General features: G+C 42.7%; 17 protein-coding genes. 10 read left to right on the forward strand and 7 right to left on the reverse strand.

The features are described from left to right. The first annotated feature begins 14 nt into the window (after positions 1–14). The 5 genes from P1X15_RS02435 (at position 15) to P1X15_RS02455 (ending at position 5,236) form a co-directional block, all read left to right on the forward strand. A complete protein-coding gene (locus P1X15_RS02435; RefSeq protein WP_277336549.1) occupies positions 15–923 on the forward strand; it encodes an ROK family protein in 909 nt (302 codons plus the stop codon). A gap of 91 nt (positions 924–1,014) precedes the next feature. Further along, positions 1,015–2,130: a glycoside hydrolase family 130 protein gene (locus P1X15_RS02440; protein WP_277336550.1), complete on the forward strand. Its 1,116-nt coding sequence runs from the start codon at positions 1,015–1,017 to the stop codon at positions 2,128–2,130. A gap of 66 nt (positions 2,131–2,196) precedes the next feature. Next, on the forward strand, positions 2,197–2,883 hold the full coding sequence (locus P1X15_RS02445; RefSeq protein WP_409049665.1) for a DUF1080 domain-containing protein: 687 nt from the start codon (positions 2,197–2,199) through the stop codon (positions 2,881–2,883). 63 nt (positions 2,884–2,946) lie between these two features. After that, positions 2,947–3,828 carry a tyrosine-type recombinase/integrase gene (locus P1X15_RS02450; protein WP_277336551.1) on the forward strand — a complete coding sequence of 294 codons (882 nt, stop codon included), beginning with the start codon at positions 2,947–2,949 and terminating at the stop codon, positions 3,826–3,828. Between the two features lie 91 nt (positions 3,829–3,919). Then, entirely contained in the window at positions 3,920–5,236 is a 1,317-nt protein-coding gene (locus P1X15_RS02455; RefSeq protein ID WP_277336552.1) for an Nramp family divalent metal transporter, read from the forward strand. Here P1X15_RS02455 and P1X15_RS02460 read toward each other — a convergent pair. Then, the gene (locus P1X15_RS02460) at positions 5,229–6,413 is read right to left on the reverse strand and encodes a hypothetical protein (protein WP_277336553.1); all 1,185 of its coding nucleotides are present in this window, start codon (positions 6,411–6,413) and stop codon (positions 5,229–5,231) included. The two genes, P1X15_RS02455 and P1X15_RS02460, sit on opposite strands and share 8 nt — an antisense overlap. A 149-nt stretch (positions 6,414–6,562) precedes the next feature. On the opposite strand from P1X15_RS02460, the gene purN reads away from it, so the two are divergent. Further along, on the forward strand, positions 6,563–7,147 hold the full coding sequence (gene purN, locus P1X15_RS02465) for a phosphoribosylglycinamide formyltransferase (protein ID WP_277336554.1): 585 nt from the start codon (positions 6,563–6,565) through the stop codon (positions 7,145–7,147). Here purN and P1X15_RS02470 read toward each other — a convergent pair. Together P1X15_RS02470 and P1X15_RS02475 are read right to left on the reverse strand one after the other, a co-directional pair. Next, positions 7,134–8,441, reverse strand: a complete 1,308-nt coding sequence (locus P1X15_RS02470; RefSeq protein ID WP_277336555.1) for an OmpA family protein — start codon at positions 8,439–8,441, stop codon at positions 7,134–7,136. The genes purN and P1X15_RS02470 overlap by 14 nt on opposite strands. Positions 8,442–8,614: 173 nt before the next feature. Next, positions 8,615–10,426, reverse strand: coding sequence for an acyl-CoA dehydrogenase family protein (locus tag P1X15_RS02475; protein WP_277336556.1), 1,812 nt, complete (start codon positions 10,424–10,426; stop codon positions 8,615–8,617). 127 nt (positions 10,427–10,553) lie between these two features. On the opposite strand from P1X15_RS02475, the gene P1X15_RS02480 reads away from it, so the two are divergent. The 4 genes from P1X15_RS02480 (at position 10,554) to P1X15_RS02490 (ending at position 13,697) form a co-directional block, all read left to right on the forward strand. After that, a complete protein-coding gene (locus P1X15_RS02480; protein ID WP_157585573.1) occupies positions 10,554–10,718 on the forward strand; it encodes a hypothetical protein in 165 nt (54 codons plus the stop codon). 1 nt (position 10,719) lies between these two features. After that, the gene (locus tag P1X15_RS32550; protein WP_409049667.1) at positions 10,720–10,911 is read left to right on the forward strand and encodes a DUF6169 family protein; all 192 of its coding nucleotides are present in this window, start codon (positions 10,720–10,722) and stop codon (positions 10,909–10,911) included. Continuing rightward, positions 10,908–12,395 carry an Asp-tRNA(Asn)/Glu-tRNA(Gln) amidotransferase subunit GatB gene (gatB, locus tag P1X15_RS02485; protein WP_277336557.1) on the forward strand — a complete coding sequence of 496 codons (1,488 nt, stop codon included), beginning with the start codon at positions 10,908–10,910 and terminating at the stop codon, positions 12,393–12,395. The genes P1X15_RS32550 and gatB overlap by 4 nt, the downstream gene beginning before the upstream one ends. 204 nt (positions 12,396–12,599) lie before the next feature. Then, positions 12,600–13,697: a T9SS type A sorting domain-containing protein gene (locus P1X15_RS02490; RefSeq protein ID WP_277336558.1), complete on the forward strand. Its 1,098-nt coding sequence runs from the start codon at positions 12,600–12,602 to the stop codon at positions 13,695–13,697. 423 nt (positions 13,698–14,120) lie between these two features. On the opposite strand, the gene P1X15_RS02495 is transcribed toward P1X15_RS02490, so the two are convergent. The 4 genes from P1X15_RS02495 to P1X15_RS02510 form a co-directional block, all read right to left on the reverse strand. Then, entirely contained in the window at positions 14,121–16,295 is a 2,175-nt protein-coding gene (locus tag P1X15_RS02495) for an alpha-galactosidase (RefSeq protein ID WP_277336559.1), read from the reverse strand. A 65-nt stretch (positions 16,296–16,360) separates the two neighbouring features. After that, positions 16,361–18,514 carry a TIM-barrel domain-containing protein gene (locus tag P1X15_RS02500; RefSeq protein ID WP_277336560.1) on the reverse strand — a complete coding sequence of 718 codons (2,154 nt, stop codon included), beginning with the start codon at positions 18,512–18,514 and terminating at the stop codon, positions 16,361–16,363. A gap of 42 nt (positions 18,515–18,556) precedes the next feature. Then, positions 18,557–19,918, reverse strand: a complete 1,362-nt coding sequence (locus P1X15_RS02505; RefSeq protein WP_277336561.1) for an alpha-L-fucosidase — start codon at positions 19,916–19,918, stop codon at positions 18,557–18,559. A gap of 4 nt (positions 19,919–19,922) precedes the next feature. Further along, complete coding sequence (locus P1X15_RS02510; protein ID WP_277336562.1) at positions 19,923–21,581, reverse strand: glycoside hydrolase family 172 protein; 1,659 nt, start codon at positions 21,579–21,581, stop codon at positions 19,923–19,925. Between the last annotated feature and the right edge of the window lie 119 nt (positions 21,582–21,700).

The following is a 21,700-nucleotide window of genomic DNA, read 5'->3' on the forward strand; positions in this document are numbered from 1 at the left end:
ATTTTAACTGACCAATGGAACAATATTTGGGTATAGACGTGGGGGGGACCAACGTCAAAATGGGCGTCGTAGATACAGAGACAGGGCGCATTTCAAATTTCTATAGCCACGATACTTCTAGCTGGAGACAATCAGGGCATTTTGAAGAAAATTTAGGCGATGCTATTTCTGTTCAACTACATGAATACCCGAATATTAAAAAAGTAGGTATAGGTTTGCCTGGAATGATTAATCGCAATCGTACCGTACCTTTAGAAATTACTGCAATTCCTGAAATTGATAATGTGCCTCTCGTAGAATATCTATCGAAGCGTTTTGAAGGGGTACAGTTTTTCCTGGAAAATGACGCAAATGCTGCTGCGCTTGGGGAGTTTTATTTTGCTGCCGAAAAAATCAATGAAAATTATATTTTTATCACGCTTGGCACAGGAGTAGGAGGGGCGGCTATCATCAATCGTAAGGTTTTTGTGGGTGGAGACGGAAATGCCATGGAGCCTGGACACATTCCTTCTCGCAACGGCAAGGTTCTTGAAAGAAATATCGGCAAAAAAGAACTCCTTGACTTAGCCAACTATATGCGAGGTAAATACACAGGAGATACCCACCTTCCCGACGATGGTACAATTTCTACCACGGGCCTTGTAGCAGCAGCAGCCGAAGGCGATGAGCTTGCTTTACAAATATGGAATGAAGTAGGGGAGATGTTGGGTGATGGCTTAGTGGCGATGGTTCGTATTTTGGATATTAAACTCATTTTAATTGGAGGAGGATTGGCTGCTTCGTTTGATTATATTCTTCCGGCTGTTACTAAACAATTGAATTATTGGCTTACGCCCTATTATTTAAAAGACCTTGAAATCAAGCGTGCTACGCTCGGCAATGATGCAGGTCTGCTAGGAGCAGCTTCTTTATGTTTTGATTAGTAGTTTACAATAAAACTTTGTAAAAAGGGTTAAGAGGGTTGTCTTTCAATGCTTTTAGCCTTTTTTTATGTGTTCCAAATCTTCTGATAACATGAAAAAAATAGCCTTTCTTATTCTGCTTTCGCCTTGTGCTTTGGCTCAACTAACCCAAAACTGGATGATTGGGCCTTTCAAGAAAGTCGATGGGCTTAATCCTATTCTTACTGCTAATACAACTACGACTTTTGAGTGTCCCGTACGAGGCGAAACAGTAAAATGGGAAGAGAAGGATGTTTTTAATCCCGCCGTCGTGGTACGTCACAATAAGATTTATATGATTTATCGTGCCGAAGATAAAGTGGGAAAATATGCTGGTACGTCGCGTTTGGGCTTGGCCGTGAGTAGTGATGGCTTACATTTCAAACGAATGCCTCAGCCTGTATTTTATCCTGACAATGATTTCATGAAAAAATACGAATGGGAAGGTGGATGCGAAGACCCTCGCGTGGTAGAAACAGAAGACAGCCGCTATCTCATGACTTATACCTCATACGATGGAGATAAGGCACGGCTTTGCGTAGCAAGTTCTGCCGACCTCTTGCATTGGCAAAAGCATGGTTTAGCTTTTGCTAATTTTATCAAAAGCAAACGCGATTTTTGGTCAAAATCTGGCTCAATTGTGTGTCGTAAAGTGGGAAATAGAATGATAGCCACCAAAATCAACGGTCAATATTGGATGTATTGGGGTGACCAAGCGCAGCTTTATGCCGCCACTTCCGACGACCTCATCAATTGGTACCCTGTCGTGAAAGCTTATGATGCGGCTTACCAACCTGCCAATGTATCGGATGTAGGATGTATGCCCGTAGCCTCGGTGAGAACTGGTAAGCACGATTCGCGATTGCTCGAATCTGGCCCGCCCGCCCTATTGACAAAAAAAGGTATATTGCTCCTTTATAATGGTATGAATTACAATAGTACAGGAGATGCCAACCTTCCTGAGGGTACCTACGCAGCAGGGCAGTTTTTGTTTGAAGCTGACAATCCTCTCCAACTCAAAGACCGTTCGGCAAATTATTTTATCAAGCCCGACAAACCTTACGAAATCAATGGCCAAGTAAATCAGGTATGTTTTGTGGAAGGATTGGCTTCCTTGCGGGGAAAATGGTTTTTGTACTATGGTACGGCCGATTCTAAAATTGCGGTAGCAGTAGCTAATCAAAAATAAAACTTAGGAAAGTAAATTTATCTAATTCATTCCCTTTTTCGTTAAACTATAACCAATTAATAACACATGAAAAGTATGCGTTTTTGGATGAGCCTTGCTCTGACAAGTACTGTTGTTTTTGCGTATGCCGGGCCTGGGCCTTGGAAAAATCTATTTGATGGAAAAACCACCACTGGATGGCATAGCTATGGCAAAACGGGCGTAAAAGGCTGGATGGTAATGGGTGGCTCCCTCATGACTCACGGCAAATCTGGCGATTTGGTAACCGACGAAGAATTTGAAAATTTTGAACTTGAGTTTGAATTTAAAATCAAACCCAAAGGCAATAGCGGTGTGATGTATAAAGTAATCGAAGACCCTGCTCATCCGCCGTACTATTCTGGGCCTGAATATCAGCTGATTGATGATGAAGGCTATCCGCCGTTTAATGACAATGGTAAAATGGTAAAAATCAATGACAAACAAAAAACTGGCGCTAACTATGATATGCAAGCTCCGAGTAAGTTTGTAGCCAAACCAGCAGGTGAGTGGAACAAAGCCAAAATCTTAGTGAAAGGCAATCATATCGAGCACTGGCTCAACGGCGTAAAAGTCGTAGAGTATGAGTACGGGAGTGCCGCATGGAAAGAACAATTGGCCAAAAGCAAATTTACCAAATGGACTTATGCCACTCCACGCGCCAAAGGTAAAATTGCCCTTCAAGACCACGGCGATGAAGCTTGGTTCAAAAACATGAAAATCAGAAGTTTATAGCTGATATATAATCTTGGAAAGGCTTCAAGCCTTTCCAAGATTTAAGAGAAAAGTTTCAATTCTATGCTTCAACAATATTTCCTCTATTTGGCCCACGAAAAGCGTCTTAGCCCGCATACTATCACGGCTTATACCAAAGATTTGGAACAATTTGCTGAGTTTTTAGAAAAAACTTATCAAATCAAAGAGCTCGAAAAAGCCGACTTTCGTATGATACGGGGATGGGCAGTGAGCTTGGTCGAAGCAGAGCTACATCATCGGAGTGTCAATCGAAAATTAGCTACTTTGCGGTCGTTGTATGGGTACCTTTTACGCTGTAAAGTCATTAGTGTCAATCCTATGCTGCGGGTATCAGCTCTGAAAACCGACAAACCTCTGCCGCAGTTTGTGGAAGAGAAAAGTTTGGAATTGTTGTTTGAGGAAATATCTTTTAGCGCCGATTTTGAAGGAATTCGTGACAGAGTCGTACTGGAACTCCTCTACGGAACAGGAATGCGTCTGACAGAATTGTTGACCCTCCGCGACACTGATATTAATTTTTATGACCAAACACTCAAAGTACTTGGGAAGCGCAACAAAGAGCGTATCATTCCGATTTATAAAGGATTGGCAGATATTCTCAAAACTTACCTTGAAGCCAAGCGTTCTTATTTTACAACTCTTTCTACCAATCAGCTCATTCTCACTCATAAAGGCGAAGCAGCTTATGCTGTTTTGATTCAACGAATTGTAAAAAAATACTTATCAGCCGTTACTTCTTTACAAAAACGCAGCCCTCACATTCTTCGTCATACATTTGCTACTCACTTGCTCAACAAAGGAGCTGACCTCAATTCCATCAAAGATTTGCTGGGTCATAGCAGCTTGGCAGCTACCCAAGTTTACACGCATAATTCTATTGAAAAACTGAAGAAAATCTTCAAACAATCGCATCCAAAAGCATAAAAGCAAAGCCGCGTGCATTTTCTATGTCATGAAATAGAGGAGTTTTGGTGGTTTTAGCACTTTCTTAGTGTATTCCCTAAACTCGTTTTTTATGCTTGCTCCTCCCAAAACTTTCTCCCAAAAATTCCGTTATTTAGGTCCTGGTTTTATTTTGTCGGCTGCAATTGTCGGCTCTGGAGAGTTGATTGCTACCACCACTTTGGGAGCCAAAGCCGGTTTCGTAACATTTTGGGTGATTTTGGTGAGTTGTTTGGTGAAGGTTACCCTTCAACTCGAATTTGGTAAAAATGCCATTTATACTGGCATCACCACCATGCAATCGATCAATCGACTAGAAGGTAAGCACTTTGGCAAAGCACATTGGACGATTTGGGTGTGGCTGTCATTGCAAGGGCTCAAACTCCTCCAAGTAGGGGGAATTGTAGGAGGGGTAGCTATTGTCCTTCATATGGGATTCCCTATTTTGCCGACAGCTGCGTGGGCAGTAGTGGCAAGCCTTGTGACAGCAGTGCTGGTATATCAGGGTTATTATAAATCGGTAGAAATGGGCGCCCTTGTGATGATAATGCTCTTTACGTGTACCGTTCTTTTTTCACTAATAGCCCTTCAATTTACGCCCTATGCCATCAGTTGGGAGCAGTTGGCAAGTGGACTGAGTTTTTCTTTGCCTCCTGCGGCGGTGGCGGTGGCTTTTGGGGCGTTTGGTATCACAGGCGTAGGTGGCGACGAAATCATGTTTTATAATTATTGGTGTATCGAAAAGGGCTATGCTGTATATGCAGGCCCCAACGACGGCACAGAAGAGTGGGCACAGCGAGCTAAAGGATGGATACAAGTGATGTATCTGGATGCTGTATGCTCGATGGTAGTTTATACGTTAGTAACCGCCGCATTTTATTTGCTCGGGGCAGCCTTACTCCATGGAAAAGGTGAAATCCCCGAAGGCTATGGCATGGTAGAAACGCTCTCAAGGCTCTTTACGGACACACTCGGTCCTTGGGCCAAAGTCATTTTTTTGATAGGTGCTTTTTTTGTTTTGTATTCAACGCTTTTTACGGCTACGGCTAGTTGGGCAAGGATTTTTGGGGATGCCTTTGGGCAATTGGGATGGGTGAAATTTAATGACGCAGCTTCTCAAAAAAAAGTAATTGGAGCACTTTCTTGGGCTTTCCCTATCATTTGGTGCAGCTTGTATTTGATTATCAAAATGCCCGTACTGATGGTATTACTCGGCGGAATCGCCACCTCCATTTTACTTATTATCGTAGTGTGGGTAGCGATTCAATTTCGTTATAAACAATTACCTCGTTCGCTAGAACCTACCGCAGTTTATAATTTCTTTTTTTGGGTGAGTGTGGTATCAATTCTGATGGTAAGTGCCTACGGCGTATGGCAAATTGCTAAATAAGAGGGTGGCGCTTAAATTCTTTGGTACGGTCAAACAAATAACGATAAGTGATATGAGTCTTATGAGGAGTTCCTCCCAATAACTCCGCAAAACGAATCATTTTAGGGTTGAAATCTCCAATCCAATTGAGTTCGAGTTCGCGGTATTGGTAATTGTCGCGCCATGCCACTTTGGAGGAGGCCAACGCAATCGCCGATTCTACCCCGCGCCCTTGAAACTCAGGAACCACCCCAAAAATGACGCCAAAAGCCTTGTAATTGGTTTTTAGGAGTTTGTGATAAAGAAACTTTAGTTTACCAATCAAATTTAGCTTTCCGTTGACGTACTTGAATATTTGATTGAGTTCGGGAAGCATGATAAAAAAAGCAATGGGCGTTCCCTCATGATAACCAAACCACATTAGTTCTTCATCTAGGATAGGTTTCATACGCTGCATAATGCCCCTGGCTTTGTCAGGAGTCATGTCTTCGGCACCGAGATTTTTGGCCCAAGCTTTATTGTAAATTATCCGAAAGTCTTCGGCGTATTTGTCCAAATGTGCCTTTTCGATGTGCTTAAACTCATATTCGGGCATTTTCAAAACCCTTTCGGCACGCTCAAAAAAAAGCTGATTTACATTTTTGATAAACCTATCATAATCCATAAACAAGAAAAAAGTCTTCTGCTCAAAATAGGCGTGAAAACCGTATTTTTCAAAAAAAAGCTTGTAGTAAGGAAAATGATACCCCATGCCATAGAGAGGTTCTTTGTCAAAGCCGTCAGTGAGAAGTCCCCAAAAACGATCTCGTTCGCCAAAGTTGATAGGGCCGTCCATGGCTTCCATACCTCGTTGGGTGAGCCATTGTTTGCAGTTGTCAAAAAGTGCAAAAGCTACGTCCTCATTTTCAATACACTCAAAAAAACCCATTCCGCCAGTAGGCTGTTCGTTTCCTTTATGAACGGTATTTTGGTTGATAAAAGCGGCCACTCTACCGATAGTTTGCCCCGAATCATCAAGCGCAATCCAACGTATACATTCCCCATACTTAAAATGTTTGTTTTTTGCGGGATTGAAAGTGTCTTCCACATCTTTGTCAATGGGGCGTATCCAATAAGGGTTTTCTTGGTAAAGTTTCACCGGAAGCATCAAAAATTCGCGTTGTCGATGTGGGTCAGTACCTACTTCTACGATTTGCATATCAATCAAATATTGGGTCTTGAGCCGTAGCTCAACAAAAAATGGGTGATGAAAGAGGAGCGAAATTATAGGTTTCTAAGGGATTATGAAGTATTGAGTTTCATAAAAAACTAACTTTGTGGCTTTATAAGCCCAACATTCTTTTTGTAATGACCAAAAAACGAATTGCTATTTTTGCTTCAGGCTCAGGCTCTAATGCCGAAAAGATTGCCGAATATTTCAAAAATCATCCTACGATTGAAGTAAGTCTGATTCTTTCTAATAATCCTCAAGCGGGGGTGATTGCTCGGGCTCGGAAATTCCAAATACCAGTGGTTTTGTTTGATCGCAAAACATTTTATGAAACCGATAAAATTACGGAATTGCTTCAAAATCAACATATTGATGTGGTTGTACTAGCAGGTTTTATGATGCTTATTCCAGACGAAATGGTAAAGGCATTTCCCCAAAAAATGGTCAATATCCATCCCGCTTTGCTTCCCAAATATGGCGGCAAAGGAATGTATGGGCATTTTGTACACGAAGCCGTGGTCGCCGCGAAAGAAACTGAATCGGGCATTACGATTCACTACGTCAACGAGCGCTACGACGAAGGGGCTATTATTTTCCAAACCTCTTGCCCCGTGGTTTCGGCTGATACTCCAGAAGATGTAGCCCAAAAAGTACAGGTCTTGGAACACAAACATTATCCAGAAGTGATAGAAAAAACATTAAATAATCTTACCTCTTCGTAATCACCATTTCTACGCGGCGATTTTTTTCGCAAGGGCTGGGTTTACACACCAAACGTGTATCTCCGTATCCTTTGGTCGTAATTCTGATAGGTCTTATTCCTTTCTTGATGAGGTATTCCCGAACAGCATTGACGCGGTCGCGCGACAGAATGAGGTTTTTGTCGGCATCTCCAATCTTATCGGTATGTCCTTCAAGCCGGATTTCGACAGATGGGTTGGCATTCATCCATTCCACTACACGGTCAAGTTCACGATACGAACTTTCCAATAAATCGGACTTTGTAAGTTCAAAATACAGATTCTCTAATACTATTGAGTTATTGAGTTTTACACCATCATAAGGAGTGGTGGTTGTTGTGACTTTAGGTTCAGGTTGAGGAGCAGGTGGTGGCGCCGTTTTCTTTACCTTTGATGTTTTGACTTTCTTGAGTTTGGGTTCTGATTTAACCCGATTTTTTCTAATATTTTCTCGATTGTGACTAATAGTGATGGGTAATTTGAGATTAAGCATTAGCACATTTTGAGTAATATTGATTCGACTAACACCCACTTCTTGGCTGTTTCTATAAAAAGTACTTTCTGTTTGGAGCAAAGGTGTCAAAGGGTGATAGTAAGCCAAACTTAGCTCTACACCGCTGTTTTCTCCTATTTGCATCCCAATTTCGGGTACGATAAGCGGCACCCCATCTTTGAGGTTATAGGTTTTGGTTCGATAGCCAGTGCCTCCTTCTAGATAGCCTCCAGTCCGTTCTTCAATTTTTTCACGGCCATTGGCGGTATTCATATAAAAAAGATTTGAATAATAACCCGCAACTTGGGCATAAATCCCACTCCAATCTTTCATCCAAGTACGTCGGATGATGAGCCCTGTTCGTAAATAGTTAAAATTCCAGACGGTAGAAACCAAATTATGCCCTTTGTAAGAAAAACTAAAAGGGTGTTCTAATTTGAAAACTTGACGTTGCCAAGCCGCACTTATTCCTATTGCCCATCGGTTTTCGGAGTGACGCTCTTTCCAGCGATAGTAGGTTTCAAATCCCCACAAATTTGTGCGATAATTACGCGTGTAAACCGTACCGTCGCTTTTGACTAACTCGCCTTGATAAGAAGAAACCCCAAAAGCGGGTTTGGGAGCTTCGGTTCCACTAATGAGCCTAACACTTGGGGGAATCACTGCCCCAAGTCCATACATAGGTGCTATCACCCAATCACGCTGTCGCGTGTAGTTTTGAGCAAATGACTGTATTCCAGTTAAAATAACTACGATAGTAAGAGCAAATTTTAATGATTTCATATTTGTCTAGGCAGAAAGAGAAACATAAAATTACAATACAAAAAGCCGCTTGCCAAGTGACAAGCGGCTTCCGATACCCCTTACTTATTAAACGGTTTTTAGTTTAATTCCAACAACTCGATTAATGCCCACTCATGCGTCTTATGGGCAGTTTTATTTCAAATCAGTGGAAACTAAAATATATATTTATTCTCGCTAATCATAGCGTCTGCTACACGGCGACGAGCTGTTTTGGTATTGAAAGGCTCAATCTTCGTGAAGCGTTTCAAGCCCATGAGCATTACACGCAGCTCATCGCCTTCGGCAAAAGACATAATTGCTGACTTGCCTGCGCTATTTACTTTCTCAACGGCCTCGTGCAAATAGCACATTGCTAAATCTTTTTGTAATGTACAAGCAGCTTCGCCTTTGATACCTATTAATTTTTCGGTACGCAAAATCGCTGACTCTGCTGCATAAATTTCAATCGCCATATCGGCTACATTCATCAGGATTTCTTGCTCTTCCGAAAGTTTCATCATAAACTTCTGTACCGCAGCACCGGCTACCATCAATGCCGCTTTTTTCAAGTTTTTGATGACTTTTTTCTCCGCCGCAAAAGCTACTTCATCGTCTGTAGTGCTAAAATCAGGAATCGACATGATTTCTTTCGCCACGGCCATTGCAGGCCCCATCAAATCAAGTTCGCCTTTCATGGCACGTTTGAGGAGCATATCGACCGTCAGCATACGGTTGATTTCGTTGGTTCCTTCAAAAATCCGATTGATGCGGCTATCGCGGTAAGCACGGTCCATAGGAGCATCTGCTGAGAAGCCCATTCCTCCATATACCTGCACCCCTTCATCGACTACATAATCTAGCACTTCTGAGCCGTGCACTTTCATGATAGCGCATTCGATGGCAAATTGTTCCAAGGCTTTGAGTTTGGCTTCTGCATCGCTCAATCCTTTGGCTTTTAGGTCTTCGATAGCATCGTCAATATTCTGACCAGCACGATAAGCAGCTGATTCGGAAGCGTATAGTTTCACTGCCATCTCGGCCAGCTTATGTTTGATAGCTCCAAAAGTGCTAATTGCCACTCCAAATTGCTTGCGTTCGTTGGCATATTGAATAGCTTGCACGGCTACTTCTTTGGCTCCTCCCACGGCGGCTACTGCTAATTTGATACGACCGACGTTAAGGATATTGACGGCAATCTTAAAACCATTTCCTCGCTCAGAGAGCATGTTTTCTACCGGAACATGGCAATCATTAAAGAAAATCTGACGTGTATCAGAACCTTTGATGCCCATTTTGTGCTCAGGCTCATTCATTGTGATACCCCCAAAGGTTTTCTCTATAATAAATGCCGTCAAGTTTTTATCAGTTTTTCCTCCTTCTTCAATTTTGGCGAAAACAATAAACAAATCGGCAAAACCTCCGTTGGTAATCCACATTTTTTGACCGTTGATTACATAGCTTTTTCCATCTTCGCTTAATACTGCCTTTGTTTTTCCTGAATTAGCATCTGAGCCTGAATCAGGTTCGGTTAAGCAGTAAGCGGCTTTCCATTCGCCAGAGGCCAATTTGGGCAAGTAATTGTTTTTTTGAGCTTCGTTGCCATAATACAAGATAGGCAAGGTACCGATACCCGTATGGGCCGACAATGCTACCGAAAAAGAATGTCCCGCTCCTGTAGCCTCCGCCACCAGCATAGAGGTATTGAAACTCATTCCAAAGCCGCCATATTCTTCAGGTACGGCGGTGCCGAGCAAGCCCAATTCACCTGCTTTGTCCATCAACGACGACATGAGTTCAGGCGATTTTGCTTGGTCAATTTCATCCAAACGCGGCCAAATTTCCGTGGCTAAAAAATCACGGCACGACTGCGCAATCATCAATTGCTCTTCGGTAAACTCTTCGGGTATAAATACTTGAGAAGCATCAGTGTCTTTAATCAGGAACTCGCCACCTTTGATACTGGCACGATTTTCTACGGATATCATGGTCTTAGGAATTATGTTATGTTTCTGCTTGTTAAACAAAATTAGGAGAAACAAAAATAGTATGCAAGCATACTATTAAAAATTTTTACACCCTGAATTACTATCTTTGTAAAAAAATCCAACGAACATGGAAACTATCGCAAAAACAGAGGAGCAGTTGCGCCAAGAGCGGGCAGTCGCCTGGGCGAAGAGAATGTTGGCAAGCAAACGAGAATTGGAGAAAAAAATGGACGACGATGTTAAAAACAACCCTAAAGTCAGGGAATTGGTGAGCCAAATTCGTAAAATGTAATATTTCAAGGAAATTTGGGGCATGGTTTGAAGAATTTAAACATGGCCAATTTGTTAAAGTAGATGCCACTATTGATGACTACTCTGATATAGTTTATCTAAACTCTCTAATTTTGCATACAGATAATCTCCACTTTGTAGAAATCATCGACGCCTTCCGAAAAGTGACGGGAGGCTATTCTGAAGATAAATGACCGAAACGCTTACACTATCGCCCGAAGTACTCGCCAAATACGAAATCGTGATTGGCTTAGAAGTACACTGTCAGTTACAGACCCAAACTAAGATTTTTGCGGCCGACGCCAACCAATTTGGTAGCGAGCCCAATACCAATATCAGTGTCATTACGTTGGCCCACCCAGGTACACTTCCCAAATTGAACAAAAAAGCCGTTGAATACGCTGTTCGAATGGGGATTGCGTGCGGGTGCGAAATCACTCGCCACACGATTTTTGACCGCAAAAACTACTTCTATCCCGACCTACCAAAGGGCTATCAGTTGTCGCAAGACAAAGCACCTATCTGCGTAGGCGGTGGAATTCCTGTTTCGTTCAAAGACAAAGCAGGAAAAACCGTGGAACGGACGGTGAAAATTCACCACATTCACTTGGAAGAAGACGCAGGAAAATCGGTACACGACGGTGCCGTTACGGATACCTTACTCGACTACAACCGCGCAGGAACACCCCTGATTGAAATGGTTACGGACCCTTGTATTGGTTCGGCTGAAGAAGCGGGTGCGTTTTTGACAGCCGTTCGCCAACTCGTTCGTTTTATCGATATTTGCGATGGCAATATGGAAGAAGGTTCGCTCCGCTGCGATCTGAACGTGTCAGTCCGTTTGAAAGGAGCCACTACGTTGGGGACTAAAGTAGAGGTCAAAAATATGAACTCTATCCGCAACGTCATGAAAGCCGTGGAAACGGAGTTTCGTCGGCAAGTAGAAATGGTTGAAAATGGGGAAACAATTTTGCAAGAAACGCGGATGTTTGACCCCGAAACGGGCGAAACATCAGGAATGCGGATGAAGGAAACCATGAACGATTATCGTTATTTTCCCGAACCCGATTTGGCTCCCGTGTTTATTTCGGACGAATGGATGAACCAAATCCAAGCCGAAATGCCTCCGTTGCCACGCGTTTTGTTCGAAAAATTCACCACTCACTACGGGCTTTCGGCAGGCCATGCCACTACCCTCGTTGATACCAAAGACGTGGCGTTTTACTTTGAAGTACTCGGAGCCGCTTGTGGCAATTACCAAGCGGCGGCCAACTGGGTATTAGGCCCCGTAAAGACTTTTCTTAACGAAAACAACGACGCTACTGCCGAGCAGTTCCCGCTTTCGCCAGCTCAATTGGCGGAGGTGATTAAGTTGGTAGAAAATAACCAAGTGAGCCATACTACGGCTTCGCAAAAACTACTTCCCGTATTGCTCGAAAATCCGTCGCTATCACCACTTGATGTAGCCCAGCAAAACAATTGGCTACAAAACAGCGATGCAGGCGCGTTGGAAGCAATTGTGGATGAGGTTTTGGCCGCCATGCCTGATAAGGTAAAAGAATTCAAAAAAGGCAAAAAAGGCTTAATGGGCTTGTTTGTTGGCGAAGTCATGAAAAAATCAAAAGGCAGCGCCGATCCCAAAGTTGTCAATCAATTGTTGGGACAAAAGCTATCATAAGTTATTCCTAATTTAGCAGAATTCGAAGCTCTTCTGGCCTCTGTGAGGCGGAAGAGCTTTTATTTTTTGTACAAAAGAAAGTAGAGAAAATTAGTGTTACAAAATAGCTTACTTTAATTCAGGAAATACTAGTAAGTGTCTAACTGTCAGAGATAATAACTTTTACATAGCTGTCGTTTTAAAACAATAAACCCAAACAGCGTCATGAAAAAGTTATCTACATTTATCTTGTTTTTAGTAGCCATTCAGCCTTCCTTGGCTACTCATGTGATAGGGGGTGAAATTTCAGTTAAGCGCACTTCACCTCAAAGCTTAAACTATCAAATTAAGGTCAACCTTTACATGGATGAAACAACAGGGGCGATTGCTAGCGCAGGGCAACATGATGTGAGTATATGTGTCGGAGAAAAAGGGCAAATCTTGAAGGCTTCTCGAAAGATAAAAATACAAATTGGTACTAATATTTCTCTAAATGTGTATGATATGAGTTACACTTATGCTGCGCCTGGCGTGTATACCGTGTCGGTGGGGCTTGAAAATCGGGCGGGTGATTTGGTCAATATTTCAGCAAACAATAATGCACCGTTTCACATACAAACTACTTTTGTAACCAATATACCCAATAGTACCCCTACTTTTGAACAAGGTATAGATACCCAAGCAGCTCCTCTCAAGCAGGTCTATTCTTATAGCCAAAAAGCCATTGATGCGGAAGGTGATAGTTTGGTATATCGATTAGCATCCATAAAGCGAGGACAACCAGAAATTTGTACTGGACGAGAGATAGAAAGCTACAAGTATCCTAATGAAGTGACAAAGGAAGGAACATTTAAAATCAATCCTCAAACTGGAAATGTGACTTGGATAGCACCTACGCAAGTAGGAAGATATGCGTATGTGGTAGTAGTAGAAGAATGGCGCGAAGGACAAAAAATAAGTGAGACTTATCGCGAGATTAGTATGACAACGGAAGATAGAGGAGGAGTCCCGATAGTGATACCACCTTATGAATACCTTGATAATGGTCTGATTATGAGCATTGATAAAAAACGTACAGATGAGTTGTGGGTATATCCTTCACCCGTACAAAAAACATTGAAAGTGGTGTTGAATTACCGTAAAGCACAACCTGTACATTTTCAGATTATTAGCAGTACTGGAAAGGTGATGGCTACTCAAGAAATATTAGAAAGTCGACAAATGCACGTTCATGAACTTGAGCTAGGGGATTTACCAACGGGAGTTTATTTTATCAAAACTCTTGATGCGAGTTCGCTTACAATCAAGTTTGTAAAACAATAGGATTGGTATAAAAAAGAAAAATAAGAGTCCTGCTAATTATGGATGATTCGTAACTTAAAAAACCTTCTGATTTGTATTTGAGTAGATACAAATCAGAAGGTTTTTTTACGATTATCATCTCTATCTTTTTTGCAAATGTTGTTTAACTCACTCTTTAATCTGATTTCTCCGAAGTCCTTTGTTTTGGTGGCAAAAGCTTGTTAGCTACAAACTTTGCGCTTCTCCGAGGCAGAATGTGAAAATGCTGTTGTGGACGAATAGCTTCGAAGAAGTTAATCTTTGTAGCATGATGTTTTGACCTCTAAACAAAGGACTTCGGAGAAGTCAAACCTTAACTGATGTAGCTTTTGACTACAAATTTTTGGCTTCTATCTGTTATGCTCTCCAATTGTCGGGACGACTCATGTTTAAGGATAATACTAGTTACTCCACCGTAAACCAAGTATAATTTTCGGGTTCAATCATAAATGTGAGTTCTACTTCATGATTTCGGTTAAGGGGGTATTTTTTAGCAACCTTCCCTTTTTCTTTAAAAGTAGCAGCACTTGTCAAACCTGTATAATAAAGCGGCACTTTGATAGTTCGAGTCATTTTCTCTTTTGTGGGATTGTAGAGCATCACAAATCCCTTTTGCTTGAGTTGAGGGTTGACATGGATAAGACCATCCCAATCGCGGCCATCAGCACGGCGGAGTTGAATCATATCAGCATTCAAAATATCGCGGTATTGTTTGTACCAACTTACGGTATTGGATACTAGTTGCCTTGTGGTTTCGGTATCATACAGGCGAGGTCCTCTATAACAGGCCTGCACTCCTGCTCCATAATATTGCACCATCAGCTGCTCATAGTCTTTGAGGTGCTCGCTAAGAGGCTCTAAGATAGCTTCAGGCCCGCCACCTTGATAGCGCGTCAGAGGCACAAAACCCCAGCTCATAGAGGCTGTTTTTTCGATAGTGCCGTCGTGGATGTTTTGGCGATTAAGGATGCGCTGTTGCTCTCTAGAAAGTGAAAAATTTACTTCACGGTATCCAATCGCTATTTTGTGAGTGCCATCTAAGAAATACCAGTCGGGGGCATTGATATATACCCCGTGTTCGTTGAGCCAGCGATACAGTTCTTTTTGAATTTCCATTTGTCGCCATTGCGAATCGTCTAGTCCTTTGTGGCCGGGATGAGAGGTAGAGCCGCACACATCGCCTGGATAAGGTCCGTCGTTTTCCCAGATGTCAAATCCTGTTTTTTCGAAAAAATACTTGATTTTGTTACGATAAGCCAATCCCCACTTGCTTCCAAAACAAGGTGCATGACCAAAAAAAGCGCCGCCCGGTTTGCCAGTTTTAGGGTCAACTACATCGTCTTCATCACTGATACGGCGGCTACTAAAAAGCGAATATCCTCCTAATAAGATATTTTTGCTGTGGGCATAGTCGGCGAGTTCTTTCCAACGTTGAATATTTTTAGCCGTACTATCTTCCATATTGAGATGGCTTCCAAAACTCAAAATAACCGCCTCATAACCCGTAGCGGCGCATTGGTCAATGCAGCTCCGTACTTGCTCATCGTTGCGACTCACTAAGTGCATGAAAATAGGGTTTTGGGTAGTCCAAGGAGCGACCGTTCTATACATTTTTCGAATCATCAATCCTCGCCGTTGACGGTCGTAGCTATCCATCAACAATTCGTGTGTTCTGACGGAGTTGAAAATCTCGTTGGGCTGAAGGTCAATGCCGGGCGCTTTTTCTGGATATACTTCTAGCAAACAGGGCGTTTCGTAGTTATAATTAACCTGCGATGTATAAGTACGATCTATTTTCCAGTGTGTCGTTTGGTCGCTGATGTCGTAGCGCATGGCATTGTTGAAAGCATAATTGGTCTCAACATAAATCCCATGCTGTTTTTTCATTTCTTCGGGTTTGCCCACAACCGCACTCTCTTCTTCCACCAGCGCCAAGACTTCATTTACGACACGGTTTAGTTTTAGTTCTTGGTTGTTTTTATTTTCGATAGAAACCCACTTCACAATCAACGGAATACCGTCGTACAATTCATAGTTGACGGTGACTTCAAGACCTTTTACGGCATCGGCTTGGGCTTTGTATTTAAAGGCAACGTGCTTACCAGTAGGTTGTTTTTGATTGATTCCCCACGTTTTAGCCTTGAAATTGATGAAGGGCTTGATGTCGGAAACAGTATGAGAAACGAACAGAAAATCTTCAGGCCCTACGGTCATTTTATCAAGCCATTCGGGCAGCAGATATGCGTTTTCTTTTTGGCCAATCAGCCCCCCTACACTGTATTCTTTGTCGTTGACAGTGATACGTGCTTCGGGTTTCACCCCTCGAAGGAGCTGCTGTCCATTAGAAAGGTTTTTGTAGTCAATACACGCTACATTGGGTTCAATTCTGAATACGCGTTTTACCAAGCCATTATACAAAATGATGTTTTTACCTTCAGTGATGACTTCGGCTTTTTGGGCAATAGGTGCCACTAGCCAATCAGTTGTCGTCAATTTGTCATAGCGTGAAAGGCCTGGACTCTGGGCATTTAGTTGGAACACTAAACACCATAATAGAATGAGAGAAAAAATAGGTTTCATTATAAATATGAAGAAGAAATCTCAGGCCTGCCAACAAGCACGAGAAGGTTTAGAGATAGTTTAGTTTAGTTATTAGAGGGAGTCATAAACTCCCATTTGATTTCTTTTGTATATCCAAAAGGTTTGCCCGTAGTCGGAGTAGCTATTTCTCCTCTAAGTTTTCCGTCGGCTGTTTTCATAACAGCTAACTTTGTGAATGAATATTGCCCTTTTTCATAGTCAAAAGAAGTGCCGTCGTCGTCATAAAGTTGCAATGAATTAGGAGCGGTGCCATAGTGTCTGACGGTCAAAGGCAATGTTTCATTGGCTTTAGGGGCGCGTTGACGAACTGGAATCATAGGAATAATACCCCCGTCTTTGACAAACAACGGTATTTTGTCAAGTGCAGGAGTGACTTTGATGACTTGATTTTCGCCCACCAATTGGCCCGTATAAAAGTCATACCATTTGCCTTGGGGTAAGTACACATCTCGGCTTTTTTCGCCTGCAAACATAGGAGCTACCAATACAAAATCTCCCATCATATATTGGTCTTTGATGTCTTTTTTGATACTCATAGCATAAGGATTGGAGGTGGCGTCAAAAGTACCTGCCTCCGTGGTGGATTTAAAACCAAAGCCTTCTACCAAATTCATCGCTCTAAACGGTGGTTTTCCTTCAAAGTGATATTGGGCAAAGGTCGAATAGAGGTAAGGGAGCAATTGCATACGCAAGTTGGCGACGTCATTCACGGCTTGTTCTACTTCAGGGAAAGACCAAGGCTTGGTGCCATCGGCCCACGCATTGAGCATAGCCATCGGCGAAAAACACACCGATTGCATCCGTCGTACCCATTCTTCGGCGGTTTTGGAAGCCCTTACCTCGGGGGTCCAGAGTACACCAATAAAACTACTGTTGACCAAGGCCGTGATGAAATCTTTATGACTATAGTAGTCGTTGTAAATCACATAAGGAAAATTGCTTGCTCCTGCATTTGAGGCTCTTACGAGTCCATAGGTACGTTTATTGATTTCTTTGTACCAACTACCCGTCATATTTTGTACCATAAGACCGTAAGTTTGGCGCATTTGCTCGGCGGTAGTGCCAGAGGGAAAGGTGGCTACATCGGGCCACAGCCAGCTGTCAAATCCATCTACTTCGTCTATTTTGTATCCACCTACGCCGATGCTCAGATGGTGTTTCATAAAATGATCTTTGAACAACTGACGCGCTTGGGGCATAGTAAAGTCAGGCACAATGCCATTCCAAACGGTGTGAGAACCAGTGTAAGGTTTGATTTTGGGATACAAAGACCCTACCGGCGAAACGAAAGGATTGAGCCAAAGATTGGCGCTGATGCCTTTTTGAGCCAATGTTTGTAGAAAACCCTTAGGGTCGGGAAAACGGCTTTTGTCCCATTCAAAAGTACAGGGATAAGCCATGCTATGCCAGCCGGGTTCTACGCCGATAAAATCAAGAGGAAAATGATGTTCTTCAAAACTTTGGACTTCTTTCAGTATATCGTCTTGTGAATATAATGTCGGTACACGCTGCGTAAAGCCCAATCCCCATTTGGGAGGAAGGTAGCCACCACCATTCATGAGATTGTATCTTTGGACTACATTCATTGGAGTAGGACCTCCAAAAACATAAATGTTGGCTCCTTCGGCAGGAATCAGTATTTCTATAGCATCCGAGTAGGGTTGGGCTTCCCATTGCTTGTCAGTGTTGCGGTCGCGCAACACGGGAGGATGCTTGGCATCGGTTCTAATGGCTGTACCGGCATATACGGTGATATAACGCGCCACATCTATAAGCACCCCATATCCTTTGGAAGAGACATAAAAAGGCACGGGAGCATGCGTGCGACCATTGTCTTTACCGCCATAATGATCCACATGGAGATTAAGAATCCGGCCTCGTTGGTTGACAGTTTGGAAATTGAGCCCTAAGCCAAAAATTTGTTCTTCTTTCTCCAACGGAAACCTTAAATAAGTCTTGTGGTCAATGACCTGTACCTTGATATCGGGTTTGTCTAAAGGAAAAGAAGTTTTGGGAAGATTAGAGAGTGCAGTGAGGTTGGGTTTGGCATTGGCTGCGCTCAATAAAGTTATTTTTTCGGGTTTGCCCACGATTGCTTTCCAAATCCCAGGGTGCTGCTCTTTCCATTGGATAGTAGTCTGACTATGAGAGTGATATACAATCGAAAAAACAAAAATTAATAATTTAAAAATCTTCATAAGCCAGGATAGGTTGGTCGAAAGGAGATATGTTTTTAAAACTTAATATACTGCAAATTTGGCTAACTGAACTTCCCCTACGCTATCGGTGATTTTGAGCCTTAAACTTTGGATATTTTTAGAAGGTAACACTTCGATTCTTTTGTGTCCTACGCTGCTACCTTGCGCCAAAGATTCCCAGTTACCATTGACAAGTCCTTCGAGTTGATACGCACGAATACGTTCGCCTTTGCTGATATTTTCTTGAATCACCGCAAACTTAGGAGCCGTATTGGTTTTCCATTTGAGAGTCCATTGCTGGCCTTTTCCTTGCGTAGAAGCCAAAGGGGTTGAAAAATGCTTTTTTACTTCTTGACCAAATTCGCTGAGTCGTGCTACATCTGCATCGGGCACGAGGCCATGTTTGTCTATCACAATTCCAATCAGGAGGTTTGTGTTGCGTCCCACGCTATTGTAATAACGGTGCATCATCAAGTCCAATGAGCTAATGACCTCGTCTTGTCCTTCTTTCCAAAACCACCCGCCTTCAAAAGATTTATTGCTTCGCAAAGGCACATCTGCTTCTCCAGGGCACCATACTTTGCCGTTGGGATTGCCATGAAGCCCTTTCATGACTACTGTACCATCAGCTTGGGTGGTAGAGTCGGCGGTAGCCCAGCAAGGATAAGCCGCCAATCCTTCTTCATTGCCTACCCACCGTACGAGGTTTTTGAAGCCATAAGGTCCTTGAAACACCACCGCGTCGGGTTGGAGTTTTTTGAGGAGGTCGGCAATGGGAGGGCCGCCTTTGGAAGAAGGAAGTACGCCACCATCAAACCAGATTTCAAACAAATTTCCGTAGCGCGTCCAGAGTTCGGTGAGCTGCTGCATCACAATCTCATTGTATTTTTTCTGGGCTACAGGGTCTCTATTGATAACCAATCCAGGATTATCTACTTTGCAATAGGCATTGGCAGAAGCACTGGCATAGATGCCTGGTTTGATATTGTATTTTTTACAGGAAGCAATAAAATCCGCTACAATGTCACCTTTTCCGTTTTTCCAAGGAGAGTTTTTGATGCTGTATTCGTGGGCATCGGTTGGCCATAAACTAAAACCCGAACAATGCTTGGCTACTAAAACTACATAAGTGGCTCCCGCATCTTTGGCGGCTTTTATCCACTGATCCGTATTGAGTTTATCAGGATTAAAAATAGCGGGGCTTGGTTGATAATTGAAGTCCTTGCGCCATTTATAAGAAGGTTCATAGACTTGTACATCATAATGAATCAATGCCCCGATTTCGGCATTGGCCCATTCTACTTGGCGAGGCGTGGGAAGCACTAGTTCAGATTCTTTGAGGGGCTGCGCGTAGGTGTGAAAACTCCCCACAAGCACTAGCCACAGACATATCCATTTTTTCATGTGTTTATTTTTTTTGTTTTTCTTTTAATGACTTTTCGTCCAATTCTTTCAAAGTCATGATAGGTTGAGCGGCTTTGAGGGGCTGAGCGGGGCGATTGTGGGTAGCTCCCTGTTGGCCATACCAAAAAACGACTGCCGAATATCCCAGAAAATCCCAAGGGTTACGAATTTGCACGCCGGGCGACGCTTCCATGTCGAATACCAATCTTTTAGAAAAAGGAATAGCATCTAAGGCGCGGATGCGGGTGCAGATATTGAATCCTCTTACGTCGCGGCGGCGCTTTGTATCAGAGCCTACTTCGATATTGGCTAAATAAGGATGTGAAAATACATCATCTTTGGAGGGATTTTCGCCGCCGGCCCATCCATAATAATCTTCCGTACCTGTACCAAAATGGGTGGGTGTTTTTTTCTCCCAAGCTTGGTCAACATAGATTTTTTCGTCGCCTTCTCCCCACCATCCATAGTCGGGATTGAGGGCCGTCATGGCATCTCCTACCAACACACCTTTGCCCGAAATGTCAATGAAATTCCAATCAATAAAAGTCGAACCTTGCACAATATCATCAGGCCGCCAATTGGTATGAAAGTACATCGACTGCTCGTTCCAAGCCCAGTTTTTGTATTTAATTTCAAAATGTTGGATAGGAAGAGGCTCAGAGCTTAGGTTTTGAAGGGATATAGTAGCCGCATTTTTAAAAGGCATAATCCACGTACAGACCATTTGCCCGAGAGAATTGACGGTACGAGTCCATGTTTGAAAGGGATTTAGCTCATTGGGGCTGCCAAAAAAATCACCCAAAGGCACCCATATGGTTTGTTGTTGGTCAAATTGCCCCACCAATACCACCGACCGAAGTACTTCAGGATGTTTTTTTAAATATTCAGGCTCCACAAAAATCTCTAATTGATGAATTGCTTTTTGTCCACTGATAGAGAGTTGCATTTCTTTACCCGCTTCTAGCATACCATTTTTATGGATAGCATTTCCCTGATCAGCCGAATAAACCGAATGTAAGATTTGGCTTATTTTGTTCATTTGTAATAAAGACTTACGAAGTTGTGACATCGTAAATGTCTCTACAACCGTACCCGAAGGATAAGCCCGATAATTGATGATATTGTAAAATGGTTTTTGTGAAAATGTAACCTTACAACTTTTAGCAAAAGGAATAGGTAAATAACTATTGCCAGCACGAGCCGTAACCCGAGCAAAAGGAGGAGGTACGGAGCCTTTGCCCGTGATGAATCTGAAATAGTTTTGGCTGATAGTGGGAGTTGTAGCTCCGTCTAAGTAAATATTGATAATCGGCCCTTCCAAATCGTCCAAACCTCCATAGTAGAAATAAGGCGCCCACATCTTGGTAATTGCTCCTGGCCCTGTATGTTCCATCGCCACCCATTCTTGCTTTCCATTAATGACTTCGGTACGGATAAAACCCGTTCCGTCGCTATCGGCAAACCATCCGGGAGCATCTTTGGTTGTAGATTCACGATTATAGCTACTCGCTTGTAAAGATTCATACAAAGGAGAAGGAAAGCGAGCAAGTCGGTCTCTATCTGCCATTTCGGTGAGCAAACTGCTTAGGGATACAGATTGGGCTGCCAAAAATGAAGGTAAAAAAAGAGTTAATGTCAGGAATAGCCTATAAAAAATGTTCATAAAAAGTTACGGCTTTTAAGTAATTACGCATAATTAGTTTAGACTATCCAAACGGTCCGCCGCGCGGTTTTAGGTTTATACTATTGATAATCAGAAGAGTTATAAACTTGGAAAGTCTA

This window comes from Runella sp. MFBS21 (genome assembly GCF_029433105.1).
Lineage (GTDB): Bacteria > Bacteroidota > Bacteroidia > Cytophagales > Spirosomataceae > Runella.